This window comes from Micromonospora trifolii (assembly GCF_050516465.1).
GTDB lineage: Bacteria > Actinomycetota > Actinomycetes > Mycobacteriales > Micromonosporaceae > Micromonospora > Micromonospora trifolii.
Window position 1 is genome coordinate 2,667,543 of the sequence record NZ_CP191526.1, and the last position, 21,214, is coordinate 2,688,756.

Genomic DNA, 21,214 nt, shown 5'->3' on the forward strand with positions numbered 1-21,214 from the left:
CATCGTACGAGCCGACCGGTGGGCCGTTGACGTCAGTCGTCGGTGAAGCGGTACAGCACGAAGTCCTTCTCCGCGCCACAGGCGATCACGCGGGTGTTCCACGAGCAGGACGAGCTGCGCACGTCCTTCAGCTCACCCAACTCGTCGACCTCCCCGGACTCGGCCCACACCCCGGCCAGCACCCGGTTGTCCGCGACCACGCTGGGCGTCTTGGCGAAGACCAGCAGGTTGCCCGCGTCCAGGCGGACCGCCACCCCGCCCCGGTCCCGCAGCACCGGCTTGCCGGCGGCGTCGAAGACGGTGACGGTCGGCTCCGGCAACTCCCGCTGGGCGAGCACCTGCTCACCCAACGGAACCAGACCGGTCACGCCCGGCGCCGACCAGCTGATCATGCCCTCACCCTCGGTGGCCGCCACCACCTCGGTGCGCTTGACGTCATTGTCCGGCACCTGCAACAGGCAGGCCCGCCGCTCACCGCAGGCCATTAGTTCCTTCGGGCGGTACTCGTCGTTGCCGGAGCGGTGCAGCACCACCGGCTCGGCGTCGGAACCCAGGTCGTACGCGAGGAGTTGGTAACCGCCCTCGTTGGCGGCAACGTACAGGCGGTCCTCGTGGGCGACCACCAAATCGTCGAGGTCGGCGACGCTGCCCCACTGGCGCAGGACCGCGCCGGATGCCATGTCGAGCAGCCGCACCGACCGGTCCGCACCCACCTGGACGAGTCGCCGCCCCTTGCTCGTCCACGGGTTGCGGGGCGTGCCGTCGAGGAAGGCCGGCCCGCCCGCCGCCGCGTCGGTGCCGACCGGTCGGACCACGGTACGGCCACCGGCGTACTGGCCGCGGGGATTGGGCTGGGTCCACTTCGCCGAGCCGTTGGTCAGACGCAGGCCGACCAGTTCGTCCGCGGCCCGGTCCACCAGCACCGCCGTGTCGTCGGCGAAGTAGACGTCGTCGTCACCACGCAGAACGCGCTGCCAGCGCTGCTCGCCGGTACGACCGTCGAGGACGGCCAGCGGTCGGGGGGTGCTGTCGCCCGGTGCGTCGGCGAGGACCGCGACCGCCCCGGGGACGGCGATGATCGCCTCCCAGTCGTCAGCCCGCACGTCGGTCTGCTTCCGCCACAGCTGGTGGCCGTCTCCCGCGTCGACGGCCACCACCTCCAGCCGGTCGTCCGGCAGCGGGAACGCGAGGTAGACCCGATCGTCGAGCACCGCCGTCCACATGCCGACCGGCCGTTCCGCGCCAGCCGACGGCCGGGACAGCTCGTACAGCGATGAGAACTTCAGATCCGGGTAGCGGTCCCGGGTCAGGTAGAGCGTCGCCGCGGTGGCCACCCCGGCCAGGGCCAGCACCGCGCCGAGCACCACCCAGCGCGCCCGCCGCCAGCGGGTCGCGCCCCCCGGCGGGGTCGGGGTGGCGCCGGCCAGGCCCGGCCCGGAGGGCGGGCCCGCCGGTGGGGTGGATCCCGGCCAGGGCTGCGACGGTACGACCGGCGCGGGCGCTCCGGCCGGGGCGGGTGGGCTCACCGGAGCCGGCGCGGGTGGTGCGAGCGGCGGTCCCGCGTACGCCGGGGCGGGTAGCGGCTTGCGCAGCGGCAGGTCGGTCAGGGCGCCCTCGGCCACCGGCAACTCGGGCTGGTCCAGCACCGTCGGCGCGATCCCCAGCTCGGCGTGGAGCATGCGGGCCACCAGCGGGATCCGTGACGACCCGCCCACGAGGAACAGCCCGTCGAGCTGATCGGGGCTGAGACCGGCGGCGGCGATGACCTCCCGGGCCCGCTGCACCGCCCGGCGCAGCAGCGGCGTGGCCACCCGCTCGACGTCCGCCCGGGTCAGCTGGACCGTCTCTGCCACTCCCGGCACCGCGACCGGGGCGACAGCAGAGCGGGACAGGGTCTCCTTCGCACCACGTACCTCGTCCCAGAGCCGGACCTGGTCGCGGCGCTGCGCCGGATCAGCCGGTCGGGTGAGCCGGGCCCACTGCGTGGCGTACCGCTCACCGACCAACTCGCCGACCCGCCGCACCAGCGCGGCGTCGAGGTCCAGACCGCCCAGGTCGGGCAGGCCACCGTCGGAGACCACGCTGAAGCCGGAGTCACCCCAGGGGTCCGCGCCCTCGTTGCGCAGCACCGCGACGTCGAGCGTCCCGCCACCGAAGTCGAACACCGCGATCGCCCCGCCGACCGGCACCGGACGGTGCAGCACCTGCGTGTAGTAGCGGGCGGCGGCCACCGGCTCCCGCAGCAGCCGGGTGCCCGGCGGCGTCGGCCCGGCGAGGGTGTGCTCGGCCGCCTGCGGCCATCCTGCCAGCAGCAGCGCGTCGAAAAGCACCTGCCGCCGCGTCGCGTCCCAGGCGGCCGGGCAGGTGACCACGGCCGGCGGCAGGAAACCCACAGCGCCCACAGCGGCCCGCGCGACCGCCGCCAGTACCGCGGCGAGCAGTTCGGCCGGCGGGTACGCGTGGTCGCCGAGCTGCACGGTCGGCTCGTCCACCCGACGCTTCGGGTTCGCCTCGAACCGGGCCGGGTCGGCCTGCGCCAACCGGCGGGCGTCCCAGCCGGTGTGCAGGGTGCCGTCCGGGTCGGCGTAGACGGCGGACGGACTGAGCGGTTGACCGTCCATCAGCAGCGGACGGGTCCGCCCGTCCGGCCAGCGCAGCACCGCGACCGTGTTGGATGTACCGAGGTCGATGCCGAGAGCGAAACCCTCGTGCTGGCCTGCCATTGCCCGATACCTCCGCCGCGACGAGGGGAACTCGACCCCGCATCGTACGCAGGCCCCGCCGCACCGCTGATCACTCGGTCCGGGGTGGTCGGTGGCGTCCGGTCAGTGGGTGGAGTGGACGCCCACCACCTCGTCCTCGCTGGTCTCCCCGGTCAGCTGGAACCCGAGTTTCAGGTAGAACCGCTCCGGGCCGTCCGGCCCCGGCTCCCACGTCGTGTAGACGCGGTCGTGGCCACGTCGGCGGGCCTCGTCGCGGACGGCCTCTACCGCGAAGCGGCCGTACCCCCGGCCCTGGTGCTCGGCGGCGATGTTCAGCCGCCACAGCCCCGAGCGCAGGTCGGCCGGTTGGGCCGGATCCCACACGATGTCGAAGAAGCCCATCAGGAAGCCGACGATCTCGTCATCCTCGACGATCAGACGCGGCCATGCGATCTCGGGCTGCGCGTACGCCTCGGCGAGGGACCAGGCGACCGGGGACGAGAACTTCTCCTGGTCGGGCCGCACGCTCACCCGGCACGCGGCCTCCACATTGTCTTTAGTGACTTTCACCAGTCGCGGCACGCCGGCCACCCTACCGAGCGGGTCTGTGCAACAGGCCGTCGAGCAGCCCGCGCAGGCCGAACTGGAACCAGGTGTCCAGGTCGGTGTCGGGTCTGGTCTGCCCGGCCGCGGCCAGCCAGGGCCGGTCCCGGGTACGACCGGTCCGCTCCAGCCGGGTGAGGGTCGCCGACCACCAGGCGTGGTCGGTGGTGTCGACGGGATCACGCCGGATGAGCAGGGCCATGCCCTGGATGTAGCCGCTGAGCGCCAGGTAGGCGCGGAACGCCTCGGCCGGGTCGTATCCGGCGCCGCTGAACGCCGCCACCACCCGGTCGACCATGGCGAGTACCGCCGGCCCGGTCGGCGGCCGGTCGGTAGCGAGGACGGCCAGCAGCCAGGGATGGCGGCGGTACATCGCCCACTCGTCCCCGGCCAGCCGTTCGAGCCGTTGGCGCGGATCAGGCGGTAGTGGCGCGGCGCCGGGCGGGCGGGTGGCGGTGATCTGCTCGGCCATCGCGGCGAGGAGGTCGGCCCGGTTCCGGACGTGCCGGTACACGGCGTGGGCGGGCAGGCCGGCGCGTTGGGCGAGGACCCGCATGGAGACGGCGTCCAGGCCGCCGGCGTCCGCCAACTCGACCGCGAGGGCGACCAACCGGTGGCGCGGGTCGCCGCCGGTCGGCACGGGCAGGTCCCGCACTCGACGCGGCGTGCTGGTGGGGCCGTGCTCACGACGCCTGCGGTACGCGCGGGCCTGGCAGCGCCGGGAGCAGTAGCGGCGCGGGCGCCCGCGGTCGGCACCGACGGGCAGGTCCGCCTCGCACTCGACACACCGGACACTGAGCACGCCGCCTCCAGTTTCGTCACGGCACTCCGTGTGACGAAAGTACTGCACGTCGTCCGCCCGGCGGCGACAGGATCGGGGCATGAATCCGCCCAGCCGCAGAGATCTGCTCCGCGTCGGCGCAGTCGCCTCCGCCGCCGTCCTCTGTCCGTCCCCGGTCTCCGCCGCCGCGCCACCGGCGGGCGGCGTGCCCCCACTCGGCCCGGTCCGGGTGCGGCCGGACGACCCCCGGTACGCGGACCTGGTCCGCCGCGGCAACCGACGGTTCGTGGGCACGCCGGACGAGGTGCGCGTGGTCGGCTCGACCGAGCAGGTCGTCGCGGCCGTGCAGGATGCCGTCCGCACCGGCCGACGGGTGGCGGTACGCGGGGGCGGGCACTGCTTCGAGGGGTTCGTGGACGACCCCGCGGTCCGCATGGTGATCGACCTGTCCGGGCTGACCGAGGTCTACCACGACCCCCGACGGTTCGGTTTCGCGGTCGAGGCGGGCGCCACGCTCGGCGAGGCGTACCGCAGGCTCTTTCTGGGCTGGGGGGTAACCCTTCCCGGTGGCTCGTGCCCGGGAGTCGGCGTCGGCGGTCACATCACCGGTGGCGGTTACGGTCGCCTCTCCCGCCTGCACGGACTCGTGGTGGACCACCTGTACGCGGTGGAGGTGGTCGTGGTCGACCGCGGCGGCACCGCCCGTGCGGTGGTCGCCACCCGGGAGCCGACGGACCCGCACCGCGACCTGTGGTGGGCGCACACCGGTGGCGGCGGGGGCACCTTCGGCGTCGTCACCCGCTACTGGTTCCGCTCGCTTCCCACCCCACCCGCGCGGGTGCGGGACTTCACCGTCACCTGGCCGTGGGCCGGCATGGACGAGCCGGGCTTTCACCGACTCGCCGGCAACTTCGGCCGCTGGTGCGCCCGCAACAGCGCGCCCGACTCCCGGGGCCGGCACCTGTACGGCGAGTTGGTCCTGTCCCGCCCGCAGGCCGGCGGTCACACCCTCGCCGGTCAGGTTCCGCACGGCAGCCGCCACCTGCTCGACGAACTCGTCCGGGCGCTCGGCGACGGCGTCGGTGTCACGCCGACCGTGTCGGCGCAGACGCTGCCCTGGCTGACCGCGACCCTCGGCGGCCACAGCGACGACGGCAAGGGCTGGCGGTTGAAGGTGAAGTCCGCCTTCCAGCGCGCGCCCCTGACCGAGCGGCAGTTGCACGTGGCCTACCGCCACCTCACCCGCGACAGTGACCTGCCGGCCGGCTCCCTGAGCCTCAACACCTACGGTGGGGCGATCAACGCCGTGGCACCGACTTCCACCGCCACCGTCCAGCGGGACGCGTCCATGCTGCTGTTCTACCTCGCCGGCTGGGCCGACTCGGCCGCGGACCCCCGGCACCTGGCCTGGATCCGCGAGTTCTACCGGGACATGTACGCCGACACCGGGGGTGTGCCCCCGGACGGCGCCTACATCAACTATCCCGACGTCGACCTCACCACCGCGACCCGACCGTGGCCGGAGGTCTACTTCGGGTCCGGTTACCGGCGGCTGCAACAGGTCAAGGCCCGTTGGGACCCCGGCGACGTCTTCCACCACGACCTGTCGGTACGACCACCCGGCCACTGACCGCACCCGGCACCTTCGTCACGTTGGCCTAGGGTCGAGCAGCCGGGCCGTCCCGATCGGTCCGTGCGGCGCGGAGCAGCCGGAGCTGACCGATCTCCGCGACGTTCTTCATCAGCTCGGAGTTGACCCAACCGATCGTGTGCGTGACGGTGTGGTCGGTCTCGTCCGGCCAGGGGAACGTCGCGTTGCGGTCGAGGTCGCTGTCGCCGAGCTGGTCGAGCAGACCCAGCCATTCGGTGCGCAGGCCCCGCAGCCAGGCGACACTCGGCTCGCCCGCGCCCGGCCAGACCACGGCCGTGCGCTGCCGCGCTGATCCACCCCGGAGATGGTCCATCGCCACGGTCCACCACCAGCCGACGTGCCAGGTGAGCCAGCCGATCGTCGGCACCGGGACCGGGTCGGGTTCGGTGTCGGCCCAGTCCGGGGTCCAGGTGCCGTCGGTGCTCTGCCGCACCGACCAGCAGTGGTCGGCCGGCTCCCAGAGGAAGTCCGCGGGATCGAGTCGCTCAAGGTGGTACTCGAACAGCGACCACGTCAGGTCGAACTGCCAGCGCAGGAGGGCCAGGGGCGCTACGGACATCCGGAGATTCTGTCGGGGCACCGGCACTGCCGTCCACAAGTTAAACCCACCCCACCCAACCCTCCCCCGGGCGGCCGACCGGGGTGATCATGAGGTTGGCGGGTTCTGTGGAGATCGAATCACCCGCCAACCCCATGATCAATCGATAGGGCGGGCGGGCGGGTCGGCGGCGGGCGGGTCGGTGGGGCAGCGGGTGGAGAGGGCGTAGCGGAGCAGGACCACGTCGCCGATCTGGCGGGCCTCGGCCAGGCGGGCGCGGCGACCCGGGTGCCAGGGGAAGCGACCCTCGCCGACGAACCGGGGCGCCCGGCCGTCACCGACGAAGAACGGGGCCACCACCAGGTGCAGTTCGTCGGCGAGACCGGCGGCGAGGAACTGGGCGTGCACCGTCCCGCCGCCCTCCACCATCAACCGCTCTACGCCCCGCGCGGCCAGGTCGGTCAGCAGCCACCCCGGGTCGACGGGCTCACCCGCGTCGATCACGGTGGCCAGTCGGCCGACCCGCTCCTCGGTCTTCTCCAGCGCACCAGTGGCGCAGTAGACGAGCCGGGCCGAATCGCCGGCGGTGAAGAAGCGGGCGGTCGGGTCGAGGTCACCCTGGGCGGTCAGGGTGACCTTGGTGGGCGACGCGGGCCGACCGGCCGCCACCCGTTCGGCCCGGCGACTCGGGGAACGCACCAGTAGCCGAGGGTCGTCTCGTCGGACGGTGCCAGCGCCGACCAGGATGGCATCGCAGCTGGCCCGGACCGCGTCGACGCGGTCCAGGTCCTCCTCGTTGGACAGCAGTAACCGCTGCTCGGAGGCGTCGTCGATGTACCCGTCGATGGAGGCGGCACAACTCAGCAGCACGTACGGCCGCGCCGGCCCCGGCCGCCGACTCATCGGGAGACGGGCCGATCGGGAGCATGACCCGCCAGCGCCTCGGCCGCCTCGACCTCCGCCGCCTTGGCAGCCTTCGCCGCCAGGTACTCGGCGTTGGCCGGCGAGAGGAAGACGCTGGTGAGCACCCGTTCGGCCACGTCCACGCCCAGCCGGGTCAGCTGCTCGGCCTTGTCCGGGTTGCTGCTCAGCAGTCGGACCCGCGGCACGCCCAACGTGGCCAGCATCTGCGCGGCGGCGGTGTAGTCCCGCTCGTCCTCGCCCCGGCCCAGCGCGACGTTGGCCTGGTAGGTGTCCAACCCGGCGTCCTGCAACGCGTACGCGTCGAGCTTGGCGTACAGGCCGATGCCACGGCCCTCCTGTCGCAGGTAGAGCAGGAAACCGCCGGTCTCGGCGATCCGCTGCACCGCCTCGCGCAGTTGCGGCCCGCAGTCGCAGCGCTGGCTGCCGAACACGTCGCCGGTCAGGCACTCGCTGTGCGGACGCACCAGCGGGGCTGCTCCCCCGGCGGCGAGCCGGTCCAGGGCGCCCGCCCAATCGCCGAGGCCGATGGCCAGGTGCTCCCGACCGTCCACCAGGCCCTTGAAGGTGAACACCCGGGCGGTCGTGGTGTAGCCATCCGGAAACGCCAGCGGCACCGTGACCTGCGTGCGGATCGTGGCAACCGGCAATGCTTCGGGCATGGGACTCCTCTGTCCGGCGCCACCGTCGTCCGGCGACGCGTACCGTCTCACAACCGACTCAACATCCGCCGCCGGAGGCGGCTTCCCGGGCAGCGACCGGGATTCGACGCCGACGGGCCAGCAGCACGGCGGCCCCGGGCAGGCTCGCCACCAACACCAGTGCGCCGTAGACGGTGGCGGTGGCGACGCCCTCGGCCGCGCTGAGGCCGGCCGCGCCGAACACCCACGCCGCCACCCCCTCGCGCGGCCCGAAACCGGCCACGTTCAACGGCAGGCCCATGGCGAGCAGGGCGAGCAACGTCAACGGCAGCAGTCGGGACAGCGGGGCGTCCGATCCGGCGGTACGCGCCGCCACCAGGAAGGTGGCCAGGTGACCGGCGACCATCACGGCCGAGGCGACCAGCACACCGAACCAGGTGCGCCGCGCCAGCAGCCCCGACCGCACGTCCGCCACTGCGGTACGCAGTGCCGTCGCCCAGCGCGACCCGCCACCGTTCGGAAGGACCCGGGCCAGCAGCACGACGACCAGCCCGCCGGCGACGAGCAACGCGGCGGCGACCGGCAGGTACGGCCGTACCGGGGACGGGAAGGCGGCGAGCACCACCAGCGCGACCCCGATCAGGACCACCTGCCCGGCGGCCCGCTCCCAGACCACCGCGCGGATGCCCCGGCTGACGTCACCGGCGTCGCGGCCGTGGCGTACCGCCCGGTGCACGTCGCCGAGCACCCCGCCGGGCAGTGTGGCGTTGAGGAACACGGCCCGGTAGCAGTGCGCCACAGCGGTCGCCAGTGGCAGGCGTACACCGAGGCCGCCGGCGACCAGGCTCCACCGCCACGCCGCGCAGACCGTGGTGAGCACCCCGATGACCAGCGCCGCTGCCAACGCCGGCGCGTCGATCAGTCGTACTCCGGCGAGGAACGGGCCGCTGCCCACCTGCCACAGCAGGACGGCGAGCAGACCCACCCCGCCGACCACTCGTGCCCAGGCCCAGAACATCGGCGCCGGCCCTCCCCTTTGAAGATCGTCCACTTGCCCTAGTGCACGTACCCAGGGCGTGAACGGTTCATCCACCGGCGAGGAGGTCAGTGTGTTCGACCAGCACGGTGAGTCGGCCGGCAGCCGCGTCGGCCAACCGACGGCGGGCGTACGCCTGGGCGGGGCCGGCCAGGTCGGGGCGCTGCTCGCAGGCCGCCCCGAGCCACCCCCGGAACCACTCGGCGGCCAGGTCGGCCTGCTTCGGGCCGAGACGCCACGGGCTGGGCCGTTCCCGCACGTCGACGCCGTGCCGGGTGAACGCGGCGGCGGTGGCGGCGGCGGCATCCGGGCCGAGCAGCCGCCGGCCCTCGACGGTACGCCGCTGGTGGTCGTTGAACGCTGCTTCGACCGCCTCGTCGAGCGGGTCGGTCGGGGTGAACCGGACCCGCCCGGTCACCGAGATGGCGAACAGGGCCGGCCGGCCGACGCAGGCGGCCACCACCCGTTCGATCTCCTCGGCGGTGAGCATGTCCAGCAGCGCGGACGCGGTGACCAGGGAACCGTCGGCCAGGTCGGCGGTGGTCAGCCGGGTGAGGTCACCGCAGCGGGTGTGGACGGTCACCGGGGCGCCGTCGGCGGCGGTCACCCCGGTCATGCCCTCGGCGGCACGGGCCAGCAGGTCGGCGTCCCTGTCGTGCAGCACCCAGTGCTGTGGTCCGGGTAGCCGGGCGGCCAGCCAACGACTCATCGACCCGGTGCCGCTGCCCAGGTCGTGGATCACCGTCGGCGCGTCCCCGGTCAACCGGGCCCGGACGACATCCAGCAGGTCCTCGGCGCGTGCCGCCGCGTCGGCCGGCTCACGCAACCGCAGCCAGTCGGCGAACGGCAGGGTCTCCTCGGCGGTCATTCCGCCACCTCCTTCAGCACGCCGGCCAGCAGCGCGGCGGTCACCGGCCAGTCGGTCAGGGTGTCGCGCCGGGCGAGAGCGGCACGCCGCAGCCGAGCGCGCAGCGCGTCATCGTCCAGCCAGCGGATCAGCGCGACGGCCAGCGCCGCCGGGTCACCGGGTGGGACCAGCAGTCCCGGGCGCTCACCGCCGGGCGCGTGACCGAGCGACTCGGGCAGCCCGCCCACCTCGGTGGTCAACACCGGCAGACCACGGGCCAGCGCCTCGGTGACGACCATGCCGTACGTCTCGCCTCTCGACGGCAGCACCAGCAGGTCGGCGGCGGCGTACGCGTCGTCCAACGCCGCCCCGGTCAGCGGGCCGACCAGCCGCACCCGCTCGGTGAGGCCCGCTCCGGTCAGCCGGTCGCGCAGTCGGTGGACGAGATCCGGTTCCCGGGCCAGCGTCCCCGCACAGACCATCGTCCAGGACCGACCGACCAGCGTGGCCAACGCGTCGACCAGCACGTCGTACCCCTTGTGGTGGGTGACCGCCGCGACGCAGAGCAACCGGTCGCCGACCGCCGAGCCGGCTGCGGGCGGCGCGGGCCGCACCCCGGGCGGCGCTGCCCAGATCCGGTCGGCGAGGGCCGGGTGGCGGGCCAGCAGGGCGCGGCGGGTCCACTCGCTGGTGGTGACGACGGCCCGGGCGGTGGCCAGCGCGCGGGCCTCCGGCTCGTCGTCCAGCGGCAGGTGCACCAGGAGCACCAGTCGCAGCCGACGGGCGTGAGGGGCGAGCAGGTCCGGCACGGCCGAGGCGATCAGGCCGTCGAGCAGCACCACGGCGTCATCGGGCGCGGCGACGAGCACAGCGTCCAGCGCCGCCCGGTCGGCCGGGTCGGGGTGCGGCCACGCGCCGGGCACCGGATGCTCGTGCACCGACCAGCCGCGCTCGCCCAGCCCGGCGCAGATCCGCCGGTCGTAGAAGTTGCCGCCGCTGGGCGTGGCCGGGTCGTCGATGTCACCGGGCAGGACGACGTGCACCGCCCGGCCCGCATCGGTCACAACGACCGCTCGTAGCTCGCCCAGGCGATGTGCGACTCGTGCAGGGTGACCGTGATGCCGGTCAGGTCGCGCGCCCCCGCACCCAGCTCACCGGCGTGCACCCGCTCGACCAATCGGTCCGCGACCGTACGGGCCAGCACCTCCGTGGTGGTGTTCACCCCGGCGAAGGCAGCCTCGTCGTCGAGGTTGCGGTAGGTCAGCTCGCTCAGTACGGCGCGCAACTGCTCGGTGGCCAGGCCGATGTCCACCACGATCCCGTCGGCGTCCAGGTCGGGCCGGCGGAACGTCGCGTCCACCACGAACGTCGCGCCGTGCAGGCGTTGGGCGGGACCGAACACCTCGCCTCGGAAACTGTGGGCGATCATCATGTGGTCCCGAACGGTCACGCTGAACACGGTCACTCTCCGTCTTCGTAGGTGATGAGGTGGCAGAGCGCGGGCAGATCGCCCGAGGTCAGTCTGGCGAGCACGTCGGGCAGCTCCGCGAAGCGCGACGCGCCGGTGATCAACGCGTCGAAGGCCGGGTCGTCGAGCAGGTCCAGGGCGAGCGCCAGTCGGTCGGCGTAACTGCGCCGCCCCCGGCGGGCGGGTGCCACCATGCCGACCTGGCTGCTGCGCACGCTGAGTCGACCGGAGTGGAACGCGCCGCCCAGCGACACCTGCACCGGGCGGTCGCCGTACCAGCTCAGCTCGATGACGGTGCCCTCCGGGGCGAGCAGGTCCAGCGACTGTTGCAGGCCGGCGGCGGTGGCGCTGGCGTGCACGACCAGGTCCCGGTCACCGTGGGCGTCGGCCGGGTTGGCGAAGTTGACGCCGAGTGCCCCGGCCACGCCGGCCCGGCGCGCGTCGGTGTCGACCAACTCGACGTGCACGCCGGGGAACCGGGCCAGCAGCGCCGCGACGCAGCAGCCCACCATGCCCGCGCCGATCACGGTGACCCGGTCACCGACCAGCGGCGCCGCGTCCCACAGGGCGTTGACGGCGGTCTCCACAGTGCCGGCGAGTACCGCTCGGGCGGCCGGCACCCCCTCCGGCACCGGCACCACCGCGCTCACCGGCACGACGTACGCGCTCTGGTGCGGGTGCAGGCAGAACACGGTCCGCCCGAGCAGCTCCGGCGGGCCCTGCTCGACCACGCCGACGCTCAGGTACCCGTACTTCACCGGGCCGGGGAACTCGCCCTCCTGAAAGGGCGCGCGCATCGTGGCGTACTGGTCGGCGGGAACCCGACCGGCGAAGACCAGCGTCTCGGTGCCCCGGCTGACCCCGGAGTAACTGGCCCGGACCAGCACCTCGTCGGGGCCCGGGGCGGTCAGCGACACCGGCCGGATCTCGGCCGCGCCGGGTTCGCGCACCCAGCAGGCGTACGCCTCGCGGATCACCGTCGCGCACCTCACCTCTGCTCCGGGCCAAACCGATCGGCCATGTCGGGTCCCCGGTCGGGGTTGTCGATCATAAACACGGAGGTACGGCGCGCACAGTTCGAAGCCCGCCCAGCAGGATCACCATTCGGACAAATACGGCATAAGGTGCTTTTCCCCCTATAAGCTCCCCTGGCACATTCGAACCAACGGGGGCGTGATGAGGATTTCGTGGTGGGGTAGCCGCAGGTCACGGGCGACGGCGCTGGCCGCCGTCGCGGGCGTGCTGGCGGTCAACGGTCTGCTGGTGCCGGCACCCGCCGCACCCACCCCGATCAACCCGGTACTGGCCGCCGTGGACGAGGCCATCGGCCCGGTCGACCCGGTCGCCGAGGCGCTGAGCTTCGGCGTGATGACCGAAGGCAACGCCACTGTGAACAACGACGAGAACGAGGGAACCCTCGCCGTCGGCGGCGACCTCACCTTCGGCAACTACCAACTCGCCGGAGCGACCGCCGGGTCGTTCGTGGTACCCGGCGACGCCAACCCCAGCGCCCTGGTCGTGGGTGGACGGGTGAACTTCGCCGGCAGCGTCGGCGGCAGCCGCCTCCAGGTGCTCTCCAACGGCTACGCCAAGGTCGGCGACCTGACCGGCACCTTCGTCCGTAACACCGACAACAACGGCGCCCAGGTCAACACCCGGATCCTGCCGACGAACGACTACGACGCCTCACCCCGGGTGGAGCTGGTCACCCGGCAGCCGGTTGCCAGCGTCGGCCCGACCTCGCCGATCAACTTCGCCGGCGCGTTCGCCGCCTTCCGGGACACCACCGCCGGCCTGGCCACCTGCGACAACACGGTGGTGCTGCGGACGCCGAACGGTGACGTGCTGCCCCGACCGATCCCACCGGGCAGCAACGCCGTCGTCACCTTGACCCCGGGCGTGACGAACGTGCTCAACCTGACCGCCGCCGACCTGGCCAACATCCAGATCCTGACCTTCGCGAGCCAGCCGAGCGCCGACACGCCACTCCTGGTCAATGTGGACACCAGCGGCGTGGGCAACACGTTCGCCTGGACCGCCCCGAACTTCGCCGGGATCGGTGGCCCGCAGGCGCGCTACATCCTGTTCAACTTCCCGACCGCCACCGCGCTCACCCTCACCCCGAACGCCGCCACCGTCGAGGGCACCATCTACGCCCCCAACGCCAGCCTCACCGACCTCTCCTCCAGCGACACCGAGGGCAGCGTCATCACCCGTACGCTGGACCACCGCGGCGGCGAGATCCACTACTTCCCGTTCAGCACCACCCTGTCCTGCGCGGGTGCCACCCCGGCCGACATCGCACTGATCAAGTCGTCGACCACCACGCTGATCACCAGCGTCGGTCAGCAGGTGCCGTACTCGTTCCACGTGGTCAACACCGGCGGCGTCCCGCTGACCAACATCTCCGTCACCGACGTGCAGACCCCGCCGTCGTCCAACGCCAGCCTCGGCCCGATCACCTGCGCCGCCACCACCCTCGCGCCCGGCGCGCAGACCGCCTGCACGGCCACCTACACGGTCACCCAGGCCGACCTGGACAACGGCGGCGTCACCAACGTCGCCACCGCGCAGGGCAGCCCACCCACCGGTCCACCGGTCGTCTCCGATCCGAACTCCCTGACCATCCCGGCACCGGTGCTCACCGCCGCCGTCACTGTGGTGAAGTCGTCCACCACCACGTCGATCACGACGGTCGGGCAGCAGGTGCCGTACCGGTTCCTGGTGGCCAACACCGGCGGTCTGACCCTGAGCAACGTGGCCGTCACCGACGTGCAGACACCGCCGTCGTCGAACGCCAACCTCGGCCCGATCACCTGCGCCGCCACCACCCTCGCGCCCGGCGCGAGCACCGTCTGCACCGCCACCTACACCGTCACCCAGGCCGACCTGGACAACAACGGCGTCACCAACGTCGCCACCGCCCGGGGCACCCCGCCCGGTGGCGGTACGCCGGTCACCTCACCGCCCTCGACGCTGACCATCCCCGAGGCCGGTCTGATCGCGGCGATCGCCATCCTGAAGACCTCCACCACCACGTCGATCACCACTGTCGGGCAACAGGTCCCGTACCAGTACCGCCTGCTGAACATCGGCGGCTTCACCCTGACCGGCGTGAACGTGACCGACGTGCAGACACCGCCGTCGTCGAACGCCAACCTCGGCCCGATCACCTGCGCCGCCACCACCCTCGCACCGGGTACGCAGACCACCTGCACCGCCACCTACACGGTCACCCAGGCCGACCTGGACAACGACGGCGTCACCAACGTCGCCACCGCGCACGGCACCCCAACGGTCGGCCCACCTGTCGACTCGACGCCCTCGACACTGACCATTCCGGAGACCGGCCTGGTCGCCTCTATCGCGATCCTGAAGACCTCCACCACCACGTCGATCACGTCGGTCGGCCAGCAGGTGCCGTACCAGTTCCACGTCGTCAACACCGGCGGCCTGACCCTGAGCAACGTGGCCGTCACCGACGTGCAGACCCCACCGTCGTCGAACACCAACCTCGGCCCGATCACCTGCGCCGCCACCACCCTCGCCCCCGGCGCGCAGACCCTGTGCACCGCCACCTACACCGTCACCCAGGCCGACCTGGACTTCGGCTCGGTCCGGGACAGCGCGACCGCGCAGGGCACACCACCCGGCGGCCGGCCGCCCGTGCAGTCGCCGCCGGCCACCCTGACGATTCCGAGCGACGTGGCCGTCCCCGGCATCTCCCTGGTGAAGTCGTCGACCACCACGTCGGTCACGGCGGTCGGTCAGCAGGTGCCGTACCGGTTCCTGGTGGTCAACACCGGCGGCGTGACGCTCAACGACGTGAACGTGACCGACGTGCAGACCCCGCCGTCGTCCAACGCCGACCTCGGCCCGATCACCTGCGCCGCCACCACCCTCGCCCCGGGCGCGAGTACCACCTGCACCGCCACCTACACCGTCACCCAGGCCGACCTCGACAACGACGAGGTCACCGACGTCGCCACCGCACACGGCACACCGGCCGGCAGTGACACGCCGATCGATTCGGCACCCTCGACCCTGACCATCCCGGCGGCCGACCTGATCCAGTCGATCTCGCTGCTGAAGTCGTCCACCACCGTCTCGATCAACACGGTTGGGCAGCAGGTGCCCTACCGGTTCCTGGTGGCCAACACCGGCACCGTGACGCTGTCCTCGGTGAACGTGACCGACGTACAGACGCCGCCGTCGTCCAACGCCGACCTGGGACCGATCACCTGCGCCGCCACCACCCTCGCCCCCGGCGCGAACACCACCTGCACCGCCACCTACACCGTCACCCAGGCCGACCTCGACAACAACGGCGTCACCGACGTCGCCACCGCACACGGCACGCCGGCCGGCAGTGACACGCCGATCGATTCGACGCCGGCGACGCTCACCATTCCGGACGCGGGGATCGTCGCCGCGATCCAGGTCGTGAAGACCTCCACGACGGTGGCGATCAACACGGTCGGACAGCAGGTCCCGTACCGGTTCAACGTGGTCAACACCGGTGGTCTCACGCTGACCAACGTCAACGTGACCGACGTGCAGACACCGCCGTCGTCCAACGCCGACCTCGGCCCGATCACCTGCGCCGCCACCACCCTCGCCCCCGGCGCGAACACCACCTGCACCGCCACCTACACCGTCACCCAGGCCGACCTCGACAACGGCGGCGTCACCGACGTCGCCACCGCGCACGGCACACCGCCGGGCGGGGGCGCGCCGGTCGACTCGCCGCCGTCGACAGTGACCATCCCGGAGTCCGGCCTCGTCGCCAACATCGAGGTGATCAAGTCGACGACCACAGTGGCGATCGCCGCGCCGGGCCAGCAGGTGCCCTACACCTTCCTGGTCGTCAACAGCGGCGGCTTCACCCTCACCGACGTGACAGTCAACGACACAGTGCTGCCGCCGTCCGAGCGCGGTGTGCTCGGACCGATCACCTGCGGTCCGCAGAACATGCCGAACGGCGCGGTGACGTTGTCGCCGGGCGCCTCCATCCAGTGCCGGACGACCTACACGGTGACCGCGGAGGACTTCACCGGCTCGTCGCTGCGCAACGTCGCCACGGCCACCGGTACGCCACCGTTCGGGCCGCCGCCGGTCTCACCACCGTCCCCGCTGGACATCCCGATCCCGCACCCGGCGATCGCCATCACCAAGTCGGTCACGCCCACAGTGGTGTCCGCGGCCGGTGACGTGGTCACGTACCGGTTCGTGGTGAGTAACACCGGCACCACAGCGCTCAGCGCGGTGACTGTCGACGAGACCGACTTCTCCGGCACCGGGACGCCCGGGGCGATCACCTGCGGCAACCCACCAGTCGCCAACGGGGCTGTCACCCTGGCCGCCGGGGCGAGCACCACCTGCACGTCGACCTACGCGGTAACCGCGGCGGACATCGAGGCCGGTCGGATCACCAACACGGCCGTCGTGGCCGGAACGCCGCCGACCATCCCCGGCCAGGACCCGCCCGCACCGGTACGCTCCGCGCCGGCCTCGGCCGAGGTCACGGCCACCCGAGGCGCGGCGATCACCGTGGTGAAGTCGAGCAGCACCGACAAGATCGTCCGACCGGGGCAGCACGTGCCGTTCCAGTTCGTGGTCACCAACACCGGTCAGGTGCCGCTGACCGCCGTGACGATCACCGACGCCCTGACCGCGCCGGCCTCGGCGGCCGACCTCGGCCCGATCACCTGTGGTCCGGAGCGGACCCCGAACGGCGCCGTCACCCTCGCGGCCGGCGCCGCCGTGACCTGCGCGGCGACGTACACGGTCAGCAAGGCTGACTACCACCACGGGTCGCTGCGCAACACCGCGACGGCGACCGGCACTCCGCCGGACGGACCGGCGCCGGTCTCGCCCGAGTCCACCATCACCATCCCGGTGAAGGGCAAACTCCCGGTGACCGGTACGTCGTTCCCGGCGGGGCTCTGGATGGGTGCCGGCGTGCTGGCGGTGCTCCTCGGCGCGGCGCTGCTGCTGGTCGTCCGGCAGCGCAGGATCCGCGCCTAGCGCGGACCTGATCGCGGGGGTCGGACCGGAGGGGAACCGGTCCGGCCCTCGCGGCACGTCACCCCGAAGGCTAGAAGCGTCGACGTCCCGCGTCCCCATTCGGTCCGGCGGCCGTCGCGGCGCCGTCGCACGTGCCGTCCCCGGCGATCGGGTAGCCGATCTCGGTGAGGTCCGTGCGCAGGTCGGCGACGGTGAGCTGAGGATTCAGGGCCCTGGTCACGGTGTCGGTGAGCGGTCGATGGGCGACGACGTGCTCGACTGCCGCCCGGTCCACAGTCATCTCGTAGTAGTCGACGGCGAACTCGACGAAGCGGTCGACGATGTCGTCGAACAGGATGTCGAGCAGGCCGGACCCGTCCGGGCCATTGTCGTCGTACGGCCCGCTCGGTGGTGGGAAGGCGATGCCGTCACCGGCGTGCCAGCGATCGTCCCCCGCCAGCCGCCACAGCACTGTCGTCGCGACGAGTTGCCCGTCCTCGTCGCAGAAGGCGGGTTCCGTCACCTGTGGACGCAGGACCTCCGGTACACCGTCGACCAGGCCCGGCCACAGCTCGTGGTCCGGATGACAGTACGGCGACATCGCCGACTCATGATCGAAGAGTCGGATGAAGGCGCCGTCTGCGGTGAACACGATGGCCCACTCGTCGCCGCTGCCATTGCTCATCAGCGCCGCCTCGTCCGTGCCCCAGTTCGAGGTGTAGGCGTAGTACGGGTCACCGCCGTCGATGATGCGTTCGAGCACGGCCAACGCCTTGCAGCGCTGCCGCAGCCGGTCGATGTCAGGAAGTTTGGTGGCGACGTCGTAGGCGGTCACCGGGTCACCCTAGTGAGGCGGCAGCGCCCCGGTCTCGGGGGCGAGGACCCGGGTGAAGAACGCCAGGGTGTCGCGGATCAGCGGCTCCAGCGGCACTCCGGCGAAACAGTGGTCGGCCCCCTGCACCACCGACAACTCGACCTCGGCACCCGCCGCGGTCAACGCTGCGGCGAGTTCTTCGCTCTGCCCCACCGGTACGACCAGGTCCTGGTCGCCATGGATCAGCAGCATGGGTGGGGCCTGGTCGGTCACGTAGGTGGTCGGACTGGCCGCCCGGCCCAGCCCGGGGTTCTCGGCCAACGGGGCGCCGATCAGCAGTGACTCGGGCGAGTCCGCCACGTCGTGGTCGATCGTCCCGGACGGGTGTGCCTGCGACTGCATGGTCAACAGGTTCGACGGCGCGTACCAGCAGACCGCCGCCCGGACGCCGCTGTCGTCCTGGTCGTCACCTGTCAGCGCGAGCATCGAGGCCAGGTGCCCACCGGCCGACTCACCCCACACCCCGATCCGCTCGCGGTCCACCCCCACCTTGTCGCCCTGCCGGCGCAGCCAGCGCACCGCCGCCTTGACGTCGTCGAGTTGAGCGGGGAAGTGCGCCTCACCGCTGAGCCGGTACTGCGCTGAGGCGACCGCGAATCCGGCGCGGATGGCGGCGGTGAACGGGTCCGCTTCCATGAGCCAGTCCGCCGGGTGCTTGGGCGAGCCGAACAACCACGCGCCACCGTGGATCCACACCAGGACCGGGGCTGGTGTGGCGGCCCCGGCCGGCACGGCGAGGTCCAACGTCAGCGGGCGGAAGCCCGGGACCTCGTTGACGACGATGTCGCGGTGCTCGACCCGGTCGGTCCAACCTCGGGATGCCGCATCGATCATCAGGCCATCTTCGCACCGACGGTCCCGCCGTACCCTCCACGGAAGCCGAGTTGATCACTGCTGCTTGTCGGGCGCGGCGGGGCGGGCGCGGACGTGCAACCGCTCCCCCTGCGGCCCGAAGAGGCTGAGGGCTTCGGCGGTGCCGGGGCCGGGGTTGAAGAAGAGGTGCGGAATGCGGGTGTCGAACTCGGCCACCTCCCCCGGGGTCAACGTCAGATCACGGTCACCGAGCAGCAGGCGTAGCCGGCCGGAGAGCACGTAGAGCCACTCGTACCCCTCGTGGGCCTGCGGGATTCGGCCCCCGGCGGACGGGTCCGGCGGGAAGATCTGCTTGAACGCCTGGACACCGCCCGGTCGGCGGGTCAGCGGCAGGTACGTCACGCCGTGGATGACTATCGGTTTGGGGCGTACCCGGGGGTCGCCGGTGGCGGGGGCGTCGACCAGTTCGTCCAGCGCCACCTGGTAGGCCCTCGCCAGCGGGAGCAGCAGCTCCAGGGTGGGGCGACGGCTACCGGACTCCAGCCGGGAGAGGGTGCTCACCGAGATGCCGGTCAGGTCGGCGAGCTGGGTCAGCGTGGTCCCGCGTTGGTGACGTAGGGCACGCAGCCGGGGGCCGACGGCCGCCAGCGCGGCGCTGTCCTCGTTTGCCATAACGGCAAGGATAGTTGCCACCTTGCCGGTGTCGACGGATGGTGGGCGCAGCGACAGAGCAAGAGGGAGATAGCTGTGGACGAGACATACGACGTGGTGGTGGTGGGCGGCGGCGCCGCAGGGCTCAGCGGAGCCCTGGCGCTGAGCCGGGCCCGACGGTCGGTGCTGGTTATCGACTCCGGTGAGCCGCGCAACGCGCCGGCCGACCGGATACACAACTACCTCGGCCGAGAGGGAACGCCGCCGGGCGAGCTGCTCGCGATCGGCCGGGCCGAGGTGGCCGGGTACGGCGGGCAGTTCCGCAGCGGGCGGGTGGACGCCGCGACCCGGGACGACGACGGGTTCCGGCTGAGCCTGGACGGCGGGGATTCGGTGCGGGCCCGCCGGCTGCTGGTGACCACCGGTCTGACCGACGAGCTGCCCGACGTGCCCGGCCTGGCCCAGCGGTGGGGTCGCGACGTGCTGCACTGCCCGTACTGCCACGGCTGGGAGGTTCGGGACCGCCGGATCGGCGTCCTGGCGACCAGCCCGCTGAGCGTGCACCAGGCCGAGATGTGGCGACAGTGGAGCTCCAGCGTGCTGCTCCTGCTGCACGACGCCCCGGCGCCGGACGCGGAGGCCGCCGAGCGGCTCGCCGCCCGCAGCATCGCGGTGGTGCCCGGCCCGGTCGCCGCGGTGGAGGTGACCGACGACGCGCTGACCGGCGTACGGCTCGCCGACGGCCGGGTGGTGGCGCTCGACGCGATCGTGGTGGGGACGCGACTGACTCCCCGCTCCGATGTGCTGGTGGGGCTCGGTCTGGCCCCGGAGGAGGTGACGATGGGTGAGCACGTCATCGGCGCCCAGATCCCCGCCGACGCCACCGGCGCGACCACCGTCCCGGGTGTCTGGGTGGCGGGCAACGTGGCCGACATCCGCAGTCAGGTGATCACGTCCGCCGGGGCCGGCCTGGCCGCCGCGGCGGCGATCAACGCTGATCTCATCGCCGAGGACACCCGCGACGCGGTGGCCGCGTACCGGCAGTTGGTGGCCACGACGTTCGAGGAGCCGGCGTGGGAGGAGCGCTACCAGTCCCGGCCCACGGTGTGGAGTGGCCGGCCGAACCCGCAGCTGGTGGCCGAGGTCACCGACCTGGCCCCGGGGCGCGCCCTGGACGTGGGCAGCGGCGAGGGCGCCGACGCGGTGTGGTTGGCCGAGCGCGGCTGGCAGGTGACGGCGGTGGACATCTCCAGCACGGCGCTGAGCCGGGCCGCCGCGCACGCCGAGGCCGCCGGCGCGGGCGACCGGATCGAGTTCACCCACGCCGACCTGCGGGACAAGCCGCCCACCGAGGAGGCGTACGACCTGGTGTCCGCTCAGTTCATGCACCTGCCCCCGGCCCAGCGGCGGGAGATGTTCGGCCGGCTGGCCGCCGCGGTGGCACCCGGCGGCGTCCTGCTGATCGTCGGGCACCACCCGTCGGATCTGTGGGGGTCGGCGCACCGGATGCACATGCCGGACATGATGTACACCGCTCAGGACGTGGCCGCCGATCTGGAGCCGGCCCACTGGGAGGTGCTGGCGGCTGAGGAACGCTCCCGCCTCGCCACCAACCAGAACGGTGAGGACATCACCCACCACGACGCGGTCCTGGTCGCCCGCCGACGCTGACCTCGCGCGAC

Annotated in this window: 17 protein-coding genes and 1 pseudogene; 4 read left to right on the forward strand and 14 right to left on the reverse strand. The window is 72.5% G+C overall.

Annotation, left to right across the window (positions count from 1 at the left end):
- Positions 1-32: 32 nt before the first annotated feature.
- The 3 genes from ACQRWP_RS12390 to ACQRWP_RS12400 form a co-directional block, all read right to left on the reverse strand.
- Entirely contained in the window at positions 33-2,723 is a 2,691-nt protein-coding gene (locus ACQRWP_RS12390; RefSeq protein WP_430502371.1) for an Hsp70 family protein, read from the reverse strand.
- A 102-nt stretch (positions 2,724-2,825) separates the two neighbouring features.
- A complete protein-coding gene (locus ACQRWP_RS12395; RefSeq protein ID WP_430502372.1) occupies positions 2,826-3,233 on the reverse strand; it encodes a GNAT family N-acetyltransferase in 408 nt (135 codons plus the stop codon).
- A gap of 61 nt (positions 3,234-3,294) precedes the next feature.
- Positions 3,295-4,107, reverse strand: a complete 813-nt coding sequence (locus ACQRWP_RS12400; RefSeq protein WP_430502373.1) for a TetR/AcrR family transcriptional regulator — start codon at positions 4,105-4,107, stop codon at positions 3,295-3,297.
- 79 nt (positions 4,108-4,186) lie between these two features.
- On the opposite strand from ACQRWP_RS12400, the gene ACQRWP_RS12405 reads away from it, so the two are divergent.
- Entirely contained in the window at positions 4,187-5,716 is a 1,530-nt protein-coding gene (locus tag ACQRWP_RS12405; protein ID WP_430502374.1) for an FAD-binding oxidoreductase, read from the forward strand.
- Positions 5,717-5,744: 28 nt separating this feature from the next.
- Here ACQRWP_RS12405 and ACQRWP_RS12410 read toward each other — a convergent pair whose 3' ends face one another.
- The 8 genes from ACQRWP_RS12410 to ACQRWP_RS12445 all read right to left on the reverse strand — a co-directional run bounded on the left by ACQRWP_RS12410 (position 5,745) and on the right by ACQRWP_RS12445 (position 12,165).
- Complete coding sequence (locus tag ACQRWP_RS12410; protein ID WP_430502375.1) at positions 5,745-6,296, reverse strand: DinB family protein; 552 nt, start codon at positions 6,294-6,296, stop codon at positions 5,745-5,747.
- 138 nt (positions 6,297-6,434) lie between these two features.
- Positions 6,435-7,178 carry a RibD family protein gene (locus tag ACQRWP_RS12415; RefSeq protein ID WP_430502376.1) on the reverse strand — a complete coding sequence of 248 codons (744 nt, stop codon included), beginning with the start codon at positions 7,176-7,178 and terminating at the stop codon, positions 6,435-6,437.
- Positions 7,175-7,858 (reverse strand): GTP cyclohydrolase II, encoded by a 684-nt coding sequence (locus ACQRWP_RS12420; protein WP_430502377.1) that lies wholly within the window; start codon positions 7,856-7,858, stop codon positions 7,175-7,177. The genes ACQRWP_RS12415 and ACQRWP_RS12420 overlap by 4 nt, the downstream gene beginning before the upstream one ends.
- Before the next feature lie 58 nt (positions 7,859-7,916).
- Positions 7,917-8,855, reverse strand: coding sequence for a lysylphosphatidylglycerol synthase transmembrane domain-containing protein (locus ACQRWP_RS12425; RefSeq protein ID WP_430502378.1), 939 nt, complete (start codon positions 8,853-8,855; stop codon positions 7,917-7,919).
- Between the two features lie 67 nt (positions 8,856-8,922).
- Complete coding sequence (locus tag ACQRWP_RS12430) at positions 8,923-9,741, reverse strand: class I SAM-dependent methyltransferase (protein ID WP_430502379.1); 819 nt, start codon at positions 9,739-9,741, stop codon at positions 8,923-8,925.
- On the reverse strand, positions 9,738-10,784 hold the full coding sequence (locus ACQRWP_RS12435) for a glycosyltransferase family 4 protein (protein WP_430502380.1): 1,047 nt from the start codon (positions 10,782-10,784) through the stop codon (positions 9,738-9,740). The genes ACQRWP_RS12430 and ACQRWP_RS12435 overlap by 4 nt, the downstream gene beginning before the upstream one ends.
- Positions 10,781-11,179 (reverse strand): 6-pyruvoyl trahydropterin synthase family protein, encoded by a 399-nt coding sequence (locus ACQRWP_RS12440; protein ID WP_112590267.1) that lies wholly within the window; start codon positions 11,177-11,179, stop codon positions 10,781-10,783. The genes ACQRWP_RS12435 and ACQRWP_RS12440 overlap by 4 nt, the downstream gene beginning before the upstream one ends.
- 2 nt (positions 11,180-11,181) lie before the next feature.
- Positions 11,182-12,165, reverse strand: coding sequence for a dehydrogenase (locus ACQRWP_RS12445; RefSeq protein WP_430502381.1), 984 nt, complete (start codon positions 12,163-12,165; stop codon positions 11,182-11,184).
- A gap of 199 nt (positions 12,166-12,364) precedes the next feature.
- Here ACQRWP_RS12445 and ACQRWP_RS12450 point away from each other — a divergent pair.
- Positions 12,365-13,741 (forward strand): annotated as a pseudogene (locus tag ACQRWP_RS12450) (choice-of-anchor A family protein); the annotation flags it as partial.
- 105 nt (positions 13,742-13,846) lie between these two features.
- Entirely contained in the window at positions 13,847-17,215 is a 3,369-nt protein-coding gene (locus ACQRWP_RS12455; RefSeq protein WP_430503193.1) for a DUF7507 domain-containing protein, read from the forward strand.
- A 70-nt stretch (positions 17,216-17,285) separates the two neighbouring features.
- Here ACQRWP_RS12455 and ACQRWP_RS12460 read toward each other — a convergent pair whose 3' ends face one another.
- From ACQRWP_RS12460 to ACQRWP_RS12470, 3 genes are read right to left on the reverse strand one after another with little or no spacing between them, the layout of a single operon-like run.
- Complete coding sequence (locus ACQRWP_RS12460; protein ID WP_430502382.1) at positions 17,286-18,029, reverse strand: hypothetical protein; 744 nt, start codon at positions 18,027-18,029, stop codon at positions 17,286-17,288.
- A gap of 9 nt (positions 18,030-18,038) precedes the next feature.
- Complete coding sequence (locus ACQRWP_RS12465; protein WP_430502383.1) at positions 18,039-18,902, reverse strand: alpha/beta hydrolase fold domain-containing protein; 864 nt, start codon at positions 18,900-18,902, stop codon at positions 18,039-18,041.
- A 54-nt stretch (positions 18,903-18,956) separates the two neighbouring features.
- Positions 18,957-19,553 carry a helix-turn-helix domain-containing protein gene (locus tag ACQRWP_RS12470; RefSeq protein WP_196923396.1) on the reverse strand — a complete coding sequence of 199 codons (597 nt, stop codon included), beginning with the start codon at positions 19,551-19,553 and terminating at the stop codon, positions 18,957-18,959.
- 75 nt (positions 19,554-19,628) lie between these two features.
- Here ACQRWP_RS12470 and ACQRWP_RS12475 point away from each other — a divergent pair, with 75 nt between their 5' ends.
- Complete coding sequence (locus ACQRWP_RS12475; protein ID WP_430502384.1) at positions 19,629-21,203, forward strand: FAD-dependent oxidoreductase; 1,575 nt, start codon at positions 19,629-19,631, stop codon at positions 21,201-21,203.
- Positions 21,204-21,214 lie beyond the last annotated feature (11 nt).